Source organism: Amycolatopsis sp. NPDC102522 (assembly GCF_055584485.1).
On the sequence record NZ_JBVJLY010000039.1, the window covers coordinates 24,964 to 34,613 of the forward strand.

Here is a 9,650-nt window from a genome sequence, read left to right on the forward strand (position 1 = left end):
CTAAACGCGGGGCGTGCCGTCGGTGAACGAGGGGATCACGCCGTAGGAGGCCTTCCGCGAAGCGCGGCGCAACGTCGCGAGCACGGCGGGCCCCAGCACCAGGATCGCCACCGTGTTCGTGATCGCGCGCCCCGTGTCCCAGCCCGCCGTCGAGGTCAGCAGCGTGAAGACGGCGAACCGGTGCAGGTTCTCCAGCAGCGGGGCGCCGGGAACGTAGGAGATGTGCCCGTCGTGGTACGGCACCTCGGCGTCGGTGATGAACGGCCAGAACCACAGGTTCATCAGGAACCCGAACACGTACGCGACGAAGATCCCGTAGCCCACCAGCATCGCGATCTCGGCCTTGCCGGTGACGCGGCGCGGCAGCAGTCCCGCGCCCATCCCGATCCAGGCCGAGCACATCATCTGGAACGGCAGCCACGGTCCCACCCCGGCGGTCAGCAGCGCCGAAGCGAACAGCGACGTACAGCCCAGCACGAAACCGAAGCCGGGCCCGAGCACCCGTCCGGCCAGCACCAGCAGGAAGAACACGGTCTCGATCCCCGCGGTCCCCGCGCCGAGCGGGCGCATCGCGGCGTTGACCGCTGACAGGACGCCGAGCATCGCGAGGGCCTTGGAGTCCATACCCCCTTCGGACATCTCGGCCAGCACGATGACGATCAGGATCGGCAGGATCCCGATGAACACGAACGGCGCGTCCGGGCCGTGCTGCATCGACTGCGGTTCGACGCGGACCAGGAGCGGCCAGATGAACATCATCAGCCCCGCCAGGGACGCGAGGCCGAGCACCGTCGCCGAGCGCGGACCCAGCCGGACCGCCGGCGCCGTGATCACCGGACCTCCTGCGGCAGCGCCGAGCGGACGTCGTCGACGGTGAGCCACGGTTCGCCGAGGATCTTGGCGACCTGGGTGGCGAACGCCGGGGAGCCGCCGAGCACCTCACCGGTCGGGCCGTCGGAGACGACCTCCCCCTCCGCCATCACGAGCACGCGGTGCGCGATCGTCGCGACGAACTCGACGTCGTGGGTGGCCACGACGACCGCCCTGCCCTCGGCCGTCAGCGCCACGATCATCTGCGCCAGCGCGGCCTTCGCGGTGTAGTCGAGGCCGCGGGTCGGTTCGTCCAGCAGCATGATCCGCGGCGCGGCCGACAACTGCACCGCGAGCACGAGCGCGAGCCGCTGGCCTTCCGAAAGGTCACGCGGATGCGACGCGGGATCGATGCCCGGAGCGAGCCTGTCGAGCAGTCCTCGGCTGTAACCTGGCTCCGCACCCGATTCCGTGTCGGCGGCCTCGCATTCGGCGGCGACGGTCTGTAGGTAAAGCAGGTCGCTCGCGGTCTGCGGCACCATGCCGACGAGTTTCCGCGCCGCGGCGCTGCCCAGCGTCTTCGGATCCTTGCCCTCGACGGTGACCTTGCCACCTTGCCGGGGGCCGGATCCCTGCACCGCCCACAGCAGCGACGACTTGCCGGAACCGTTGCGCCCCATCATCGCCAGCACCTCGCCGGCGCGCAGGGTCAGGTCGACCTCCCGCACCGCGACCTTCGGCCCGTACCGCACGACGACCCCGGACGCGGTCAGCAGTTCCTCGCCCGTGGTCGTTTCCCGCGCGAGCGGGGCCCCCAGCGTCAGCGACGAAGCGCGCCGCCGGGCGTCTCGGACCGTCATCGGCAGCGGGTCCCAGCCCGCCAACCGTCCCAAGTGGACGATCGGCGGCGCGATGGGCATGTCCTTCAACACTTCCGGCGGGGTTCCGTCGACCACTCCCCCGGTGCCCGGGACGTGGATCATCCGATCGGCGAACGGGATCACGCGTTCCATCCGGTGCTCGGCCATCAGCACCGTCGTGCCGAGGTCTTCCACCAGCCTGGCCAGCGTCGCCAAGACTTCCTCGGCCGCTGTCGGGTCCAGCGCCGACGTCGGCTCGTCCAGCACGAGCACCTTGGGGTGAGTGGTCAGCACCGAGCCGATCGCCACCCGCTGCTGCTGCCCGCCGGACAACGTCCGCAACGCGCGCCTGCGAAGTTCCGCGATGCCGAGGAGATCAAGGGTCTCCTCCACCCGGCGGCGCATCACCTGCGGGTTCAGGCCGAGTTGTTCCATGCCGTACGCGAGCTCGTCTTCGACAGTGTCGGTGACGAAGCCCGCCAGCGGGTCCTGGCCGACGACGCCGACCAGATGCGCGAACTCGCGCGGCGGCCGGGACCGGGTCGTGACGCCGTCGACGGAGACCGTCCCTTCGAGGTGCCCGCCGGTGAAATGCGGGACGAGGCCGTTGATCGTGCCGAGCAGCGTCGACTTGCCCGCGCCGGTCTGGCCCGCGAACAGCACGAGTTCGCCCTCACCGATGGACAGCGTCACGTCGGCCAGCACCGGTTCGGAGCGGCCGTGGTAGGTGAAGGAGACCTGATTCAGTTCGATCATGCGTGCACTTCTTTTTCGTGCGCTGCTTCTTCGAGCGCGGCGTACGGAGGTTCGGGGACCGGGGTCAGGAAGGCGGGCAGCACGCCGATCAGCACCCCGAGCAACGGCCCCCACGACAACGACGGCCAGGACAGGGTGATCAGCGAAGGGTTCATGTTCATCGGATTCACCTCCGACGTCACGAACAGGACGGCCGCGACGGCGATCCCGCTCGCGGCGACGACGATCTCCGGCAGCTGCCAGCGGTCCGGCCGGTAGCGCGTGCGCTGGACCCGCTTGCCCGCCGACCAGAACCCGACCAGTCCGACCACGAGCCCCACGGAAAGCACCGGCGCGGCGAGATATCTGGGCGTCGAACCGTCCAAAGTGGCGTAGACACCGACGCAGACCCCGATCAGGCCGACGATCATCAGCGCTCCCGTGATCAGCCTGGCCCGCGCCTCGACCAGTCCCGCGCGGCCGTAACCACGGGAGTCCATCGACGCGGCGAGCTGCAGCGAACGGGAAAGCGCGTCCTCCAGCACCGGGATGAGGACGGTGTGCAGGGCCTGCACCTTCTTCTTGCCCGAGCCGCCGCGCAGCTTGCGGGCGCGCCGGACCCGCAGCACACTTTCGGCCAGCTGCGGGAACACCGACAGCGCGACGATCACCGCGGTGCCCACCTCGTACAACGCCGGCGGCATCGCCTTGAGCAGCCGTTTCGGGTTCGCCAGCGCGTTGGCCGCGCCGAGGCAGATCACCATCGTCGCCAGCCGCATCCCGTCGTAAAGCCCGCCCAGCAACGATTCCGCGGAAACATCACCGAAGAGCCGGATACCCGCCGCCCATTCCGGCAGCGGGATTTCGGGCAGCCTCAAGAGGATCGTCGAACCCTCGGCACCACCGAAGACGACGCGGAAGAACACGCGGATCACGACGATGAACGCGCCGAGGTAGAGATACAGCCGGAACGCCAGCGCCCACGGCGCCTCGGATCGCCGGGCCACGACGACATAACCCGCGACGGCCACGATGGTCAGCAGCAGCCATGGGTTCGTCGTCCGGGTCGCCGCGACAGCGAGCCCCAGCGCCCACACCCACCACGCGGCCGGATGCAGGTCGCGCGGCAGGAAGTAGGACGTCATCAAGCTCCTTGTGCGCGTTTGCGTCTGCGTGCCACCAGGAATCCTGCCACGCACAACGCCAGGACCGCGCCACCGGCCGCCCAGGGCGCCCAGTCACTCGCGCCGGACTCGCGTTCGATCACCGCGTTGACGTCCTCGGCGTTCTCGCCGCCGGTGAACGCGACGTTCATCGACGGGTCCTTCGCCTTCGGCCTCGCCGAAGCGCTCGGACGCGGCTTGGGCGGCGGCAACGCTCCGGAACTCGCCCCCGCTGCCGGAGTCTCCCCCGGGCTCGCGCCGGGTTCCGCACCCGCCGTCGACTGAGGACCGTCTCCGGCCTGCTGCCCGCTCCCCACCTGCGGTTGCTGCTGGCGCTCGTTGGGATCGTCGGTGACCGGCTTGGCCTCCTCGCGCGGCACGCAGGGCTGGCTCTCGGTCCCCGGCCGGACGGCGGAGACCCGCGGCACCGGGTTGGTCTGGGCGGTGGCGTTCAGGGAGAACGACCAGCCCTCGAAACCGCCGGGGATGAAGTCGCGATTCTTGATGCCCCACTGGCTGTAGTCCCACGCGCAGTTGTTCGAGGCGTGCCAGTAGGACCAGTAGGCCTGCGCCGGGGGCGTGTCGAAGCACAGCTCCCGGTAGTTCCCGCGGCCGGTGACCGGGACGTTCTCGGACGCAGACGGGCGGTTCTCGACCCGGCAGATGAACGACTCGCCCCAGCGTTGCACCCCGGCGATCTGGAACCCGGCGCCCTTGAGCGCGTCCAGCCCGGTGCCGCGGGTGGCCTGGGGATTGCAGCGCACGATGGTCGTGCCGCCGAGCTTCTGGAAGTCGACGACGACGGTCACCCCGGTGGCGTCCTTGCAGAACCCGGGATATCCCTTGCCCTGGTCGATCGCGTGCGCGGACGGCGCCGTGACGGCGATCAGGAAGATCGCCGCCACCACGCCGAGGAGCCTCCTCACGGGATGGCCGGGTTCCTCGGCGTGACACCGGGAACCGGGTTCGTCGACGCCGACTTGTTCAGCGAGAACGACCAGCCTTCGAACCCGCCGGGCACGACGTTGCGGTTGAGCGCGCCGAAGCTGCTGTAGGTCCAGGTGGTACCGGAACCGTCGGCGTGCCAGTAACCCCAGTACGCGCCGGCGGGCGGGGTGTTGACGCACGGCTCCTTGTAGCTCGGGTTGCTCGACAGCGGGATGGTCTCCGTCGCGGCCGGACGGCCTTCCAGGCGGCAGACGAATCCGAGGCCCCAGCGGGCGGTTCCGGCGACCGCGATCCCCGCGTCCTGCAGCGCCTTGATCCCCGTGCGGGCGGTGCCCGGGCTCGCGTTGGGCGAGCAGCGGGTGATCGTCGGCGCGGCGGTCCCTCCGTTGCCGTCCAGTTCCTGGAAGTCGACGACGACGGTCGTCCCGGTGAGCGCGTCGCTTCCGGCGCAGATCCCGTCGTAGCCCTTGGTGGGATCGACCGCGTTCGCGGGTGCGGCGGAAAGCCCGATCAGTCCGATGAGGACGGACGTGACGGTGAGCAGTTTTCTCATGGTGTTGCCCCCTTTGACTTGATGGAACGGCGAAGCAGGAAAACGAGCACGATCGCGGCGGCCAGCAGGATCCCGGCCAGGCCGACGAGTCCCCAGAGCACCCACGCGGGCTGGGTGGTCTGGGAGGCGGCCGCTTGCACTTGTGCGCCGGAGACGGCGTCGGCGGCGTTCGCCTCGGTGAGCGGAAGCCGGATCGCGGGCGACAGCGGCGAATCGGCGGCGGTGAGCCAGGAGCGGCCCGCGACCCCTTGCGCGGCGGCCAGGCTCGTCGGGAAATCGGTCTTCCCGTCGCTCGCCGCCACGGATCCCTTGGCGAAACCGCCGTCGGGCTGGACCAGTTTGCCCAGCGACCGCGCGGTTCCGCTCGCGTCGAGGCCGGCGGTCTGCCGCGCGGCGGCGACGGCGGCGCTGAGCACGACGTCCGGCTCGCCCCCCTCACCGGTCACCATGCCCTCGCCGGTCGGCCGGACGCCGAGCGCGCCCACCGCGGACACGAACGCCGACACGCGCCGCTCGGTCCAGCCGTCGGGCCGTTTGGTCGACGGCGCGGCGTCGGTGTGCGAACGGACGGCCAGCGCGGTGACAGCGGCAGCCGTCGCGGCGAGGTCGCCGGAGCCGCACTCCGCGGTGTCCAGGTGCTTCGGGAAGGTTCCGTCCGCGCACTGGCGCGAAAGGAGCAGTTCGACCGCGGGACCGGGGTCTGCGGCGGTGGCGAGCACCGCCCACGCGTGCCGCTCGACGGTCTCGTCGGCGTCGGCGAAGGACCCGACGTCGGTGAACTTGCCGTCCACGCCACGCAGCTTGACCAGGTCGGCGCGCAACTGCCCGGCGATGTCCGCTTTGGCGAACTCGGCGACGAGCACGAGTTTCGCGAGCGGTCCGGCGTAGGAGGCCCCGCTCTGCTCGTACGGCGCGCCGTGGGCGTAGGCCTGCACGGCTTCCGGCGTGAGCAGGAACTTCGACGCGCGGGCGACCGTGTCCGGCTGCTCGTCCAGCGCCCGCAGGGCCAGCACCAGATCGGCGGTGGCGTCGTAGTCGACGTAGGTCTTGCCGTCCTCGGTGACCTCGACGTGGTCGCCGCTGACGAGCCGGTTCGTCAAGTACGCGCCGAGCCGGGAAGCCGCGTTAGCCACGACCGGGGTGGCGATCGCGGTCGGAGGTGGGACACGGGCGCCGGTCGACGCCCTCGGAGTGACGGTCTTCTTCGGCTTCGGTGCCTTCGGTGCGGGGGTCTTCGGCGCGGGGGTCTTCGGTGCCGGCTTGGCCGCGGGCGGGGTGTTCGTGACGGTGACCGTGCTCGGCACGGGCGGGCTGGTCGCCGGGGACGAGGACGTGCCCGGCGTCGGCGTCACCGACGTCGTCGTGGTGGTCGTGGTCGTCGTCGTTGTGGTGGTGGTCGTGGTGCTGGTGGTCGTGCTGGTCGGCGCCGGGTCGCTCGTGGTCGAGGTCGGCGTGCCGGTGGCCGTACTCGTTTCGGACGACGTCGAGGTCGGTGTTTCCGAGGCGCTGCTGGTCGGCGGCAGGCCGCCGCCCTTCGCGAGCGCGTAGAAGCCGACCTGCGACAACCCGAGCGAAGCCTGGGCGCTCGCGCGGATCCAGGTGTCGAGCCCGCTGATTCCCGAAGCGCGCGCGGCCTCGTAGGAAGCCGGGTTGTAAGCGATCGCGCCGAGGTCGCCCGCGAGTTTGTTGCCGGAGTCGGCCGCGGCGTTCGCCTGCGCGGATTTGAGGAACCGCACGCCCTTGTCCACCGCCGCGTCCGCGCCGCCCGCGTCGGCCAGTCCCTGGAGGATCATGCCGGTGCTGTTGGTGTTCGGCGCCTCGGTGCCGACGCCGCCGCCCCAGCCGCCACCGGCGCTCTGGTTCCCCTTGAGCCAAGCGACGGTCTTGGCGATCGGGGCGTCGAGACCGGCCGTGCCCGCCTTCTTCGCGGCCAGCATCGCCGAGAGGGCCAGACCGGTGGCGTCGCCGTCGGACGGGGAAAGGTCGAGCGGCTTGCCCTCGTCGCAGGTCGAGACCTTGTGGCCGTCCGGGGTGACGTGGTCGCCGGTCTCCTTCGTCGGGATGTAGGCGAAGAAGACGCGGAAGTAGCCCTCGGAACACTGCTGGGTCAGCAGCTTGTCGATCGCGAGTTGGTCGTTCGCACCCGCTGCGGCGAGGCCGATGACACCGAGGGCCTGGCCGAACATGTTCGCGTTGTTGCTCACCGAACCGGCGAGGTCGGGATCCTTCGAGTAGTCGCTGACCCGGCCCTTGTCCGGGCCCTTGTGCATGATCGCGCCCTGGGTCTCGGCGACCATGTCGTAGCCGTCGAAGTTCCGGGGGTTCCGGCCGGAGACCTGCGCGGCGACCAGGGTCTTGGCCGTGGCACCGCCGACGATGACCTTGTCGTACCCGGCACCGGGTGCGAGACCGTCCCAGGTGAAGTAGTCGGTGGCGTGGCCTTGGTCGTCGAGGAACTTCGCGATCGACTCGGCCTTCGCGCCGTCACCCGACGCGTACATCGAGAACAGCACGTCGATCATCAGGCCGTGGTCAGGCAGTTCGCCGCCGTTGGGGTTCTCGAGCGTGCCGTCCGGCTTCAGCTTCGTCGCGAGCCAGCGGGAGTTCGACTTCGCCGCGCCGGGGTCGTTCGCGGCCGTCGCCGTTCCGGTGAGCAGCGCGGCGACCACGCCGACGCTGACGGCGAACGCCGATGCGGCCAGGTACCCGCGGCGCATGGCTCCTCCTTGCGGCATGACGGAGGACAGCGCGGGACGCCGCAGTCACCCCTGTTTATCGCGACAGTGGTTCGGACTTCTGGTTGGTTCATCCGCCCGTGCGGTACCCCGGCTCGCCCTGGTGAAGGGCCCACGGTTGCGCGACAGCGCCGGATTTCGACCGGCTTCCCCGTCACGGGCGGCGATGTTGAGTTGTCGAGCCCGCCGAGGTTAACACTCGATTACCTACGACAGGCACCGCTGACCAGGTCGGTAGCCAGGATCACATCATCACTCGCGCCCGGCGGTACCCCGGCGCTTGACCGGGATGAGATTCTTCGGGTCGTCCGATTCAGCGCGGTCGTGGGGGAAGTCCGGTGAGAGTCCGGCGCTGTCCCGCAACGGTATGCCCTCCAGGCGAGCCCGGTCACCCACGTCGCGCGGTGTCACCGACTCCTGTCGAGGAAATGCGGGAAAGGGTTCTCATGAGACGTTTGGTCTTCGCTGTCGCCATGCTGTGCGGCATCGGGCTGGTCGCCGCCCCCGTGGCGAACGCGGCCACCCACAACAAGGCGGACGCCGCCGCGGGCTGGCTCGCCAGGCAGCTGACCGACGGGGAAAGGTTCGAGGCCGACTTCGGTGGCCAGAAGTTCCCCGACCAGGGTCTGACGATCGACGCGATCTTCGCGTTCGCCGCCGCCGGGGTGTCGGACACGAACGCGGGGAAGGCGATCACCTGGCTGGCGAAGCCGGAAATCACCACCGGCTATGTCGGCAGCGGCACCGAGGCCTACGCGGGCGCGCACGCCAAGCTGCTGCTCGCCGCGCAGATCCGGGGCAAGAACCCGGCGTCGTTCGGCGGCGTCGACCTCAAGGCGGGACTGCTCTCGCTGCTCACGCCGTCCGGCCGGTTCTCCGACCGCTCCGAATACGGCGACTACTCCAACGCCTTCTCGCAGTCGCTCGCGCTGCTGGCGCTGGACCGCACCCCCGCCGGCGCCCCCGCGGCGGCCGTGACGTTCCTCGCGGGCGCCCAGTGCGCGGACGGCGGCTTCCCGCTGAACTTCGGCGAAGCGACCTGCGCGAGCGACGTCGACTCGACCGCGATGGTCGTGCAGGCCTTGCGCGCCACCGGTGACGCGGTGAACGCCGGCGAGGGCACCTCCTGGCTGGTCACCAAGCAGCACGCGAACGGCGGCTTCGGCGTCGGCACGAACGCGCCGAACTCCAACAGCACCGGCCTCGCCGCCGAAGCGCTGGCAGGCCACCGTCCCGCCGCCGCGGTCAAGGCGCGGGAATTCCTCCGGTCGCTGCAGACCGGCTGCACCGGAGCCGGAGCGGACCGCGGCGCGATCGCCTACGACGCGACCGGCCTCAACCCGGCGACCGCCTCGCGCGCGACCGCGCAAGCGATCCTCGGGCTGGCCAGGGTTCCGCTGAGCGACCTGCACGGCGGTGGCCGTCCGCAGGCCCCGGTACTCGCCTGCCCCTGACGTCACCTCGTGAGTGGTACGGACGGTTCTAACCGTCGTTACCACTCACGAGGTCCTGGGGTCCCGCACGGTGAGGCGCCTTGGTCGCCCCTGCAGTACGTGAAGGCCCCCTTCATTGCGCCTGGCGCTGTGAAGGGGGCCTTCACGTACTTGGCCAGCGATCGACCGCAGACGCTCTTGGTCCTGACTCGAATCGCTGCCCGCGCCCCAGTGGACCGACATCTACCAGCCCGTGCATCGCGGCGGACCGGGCGGCGGCGGCTGCGGGGGCCGGGCCCAGGGCCTCGTGAGTGGTACGGACGGGTAACTAGTCAGGTCCCGGGTCATGTGGTGATCGTCGTTCTGCGATGATCACTGGGTGTCCGGGGGTGAGCGTCCGTCGTATGACGAGT

General features: G+C 70.4%; 7 protein-coding genes and 2 riboswitches. Of the genes, 1 reads left to right on the top strand and 6 read right to left on the bottom strand.

Annotation, left to right across the window (positions count from 1 at the left end; all coding sequences use genetic code 11):
* From ACZ6YV_RS43030 to ACZ6YV_RS43055, 6 genes are read right to left on the bottom strand one after another with little or no spacing between them, the layout of a single operon-like run.
* Entirely contained in the window at positions 1-834 is an 834-nt protein-coding gene (locus ACZ6YV_RS43030; RefSeq protein WP_465515169.1) for an ECF transporter S component family protein, read from the bottom strand.
* A complete protein-coding gene (locus ACZ6YV_RS43035) occupies positions 831-2,426 on the bottom strand; it encodes an ABC transporter ATP-binding protein (protein WP_465515170.1) in 1,596 nt (531 codons plus the stop codon). Before ACZ6YV_RS43035 ends, ACZ6YV_RS43030 begins: the two co-directional genes overlap by 4 nt.
* The gene (locus tag ACZ6YV_RS43040) at positions 2,423-3,550 is read right to left on the bottom strand and encodes an energy-coupling factor transporter transmembrane component T (RefSeq protein ID WP_465515171.1); all 1,128 of its coding nucleotides are present in this window, start codon (positions 3,548-3,550) and stop codon (positions 2,423-2,425) included. The genes ACZ6YV_RS43035 and ACZ6YV_RS43040 overlap by 4 nt, the downstream gene beginning before the upstream one ends.
* Positions 3,550-4,494 carry an ABC transporter substrate-binding protein gene (locus ACZ6YV_RS43045; RefSeq protein ID WP_465515172.1) on the bottom strand — a complete coding sequence of 315 codons (945 nt, stop codon included), beginning with the start codon at positions 4,492-4,494 and terminating at the stop codon, positions 3,550-3,552. Before ACZ6YV_RS43045 ends, ACZ6YV_RS43040 begins: the two co-directional genes overlap by 1 nt.
* Entirely contained in the window at positions 4,491-5,069 is a 579-nt protein-coding gene (locus tag ACZ6YV_RS43050; RefSeq protein WP_465515173.1) for a flagellar hook-length control protein FliK, read from the bottom strand. The genes ACZ6YV_RS43045 and ACZ6YV_RS43050 overlap by 4 nt, the downstream gene beginning before the upstream one ends.
* Positions 5,066-7,786 carry a hypothetical protein gene (locus tag ACZ6YV_RS43055; protein ID WP_465515174.1) on the bottom strand — a complete coding sequence of 907 codons (2,721 nt, stop codon included), beginning with the start codon at positions 7,784-7,786 and terminating at the stop codon, positions 5,066-5,068. The genes ACZ6YV_RS43050 and ACZ6YV_RS43055 overlap by 4 nt, the downstream gene beginning before the upstream one ends.
* Positions 7,787-7,868: 82 nt before the next feature.
* Positions 7,869-8,010, bottom strand: a riboswitch (cobalamin riboswitch).
* An 81-nt stretch (positions 8,011-8,091) separates the two neighbouring features.
* Positions 8,092-8,218: riboswitch (cobalamin riboswitch) on the top strand.
* A gap of 32 nt (positions 8,219-8,250) precedes the next feature.
* Between ACZ6YV_RS43055 and ACZ6YV_RS43060 the strand changes: the two genes are divergently transcribed.
* Positions 8,251-9,258 carry a prenyltransferase/squalene oxidase repeat-containing protein gene (locus tag ACZ6YV_RS43060; RefSeq protein ID WP_465515175.1) on the top strand — a complete coding sequence of 336 codons (1,008 nt, stop codon included), beginning with the start codon at positions 8,251-8,253 and terminating at the stop codon, positions 9,256-9,258.
* Positions 9,259-9,650: the final 392 nt, after the last annotated feature.

Bases quoted from the DNA above. Each gene is read 5' to 3' on its own strand.
- ACZ6YV_RS43035 (WP_465515170.1), bottom strand. From the start codon at position 2,426: ATGATCGAACTGAATCAGGTCTCCTTCACCTACCACGGCCGCTCCGAA.
- ACZ6YV_RS43040 (WP_465515171.1), bottom strand. From the start codon at position 3,550: ATGACGTCCTACTTCCTGCCGCGCGACCTGCATCCGGCCGCGTGGTGG.
- ACZ6YV_RS43050 (WP_465515173.1), bottom strand. From the start codon at position 5,069: ATGAGAAAACTGCTCACCGTCACGTCCGTCCTCATCGGACTGATCGGG.
- ACZ6YV_RS43055 (WP_465515174.1), bottom strand. From the start codon at position 7,786: ATGCGCCGCGGGTACCTGGCCGCATCGGCGTTCGCCGTCAGCGTCGGC.
- ACZ6YV_RS43060 (WP_465515175.1), top strand. From the start codon at position 8,251: ATGAGACGTTTGGTCTTCGCTGTCGCCATGCTGTGCGGCATCGGGCTG.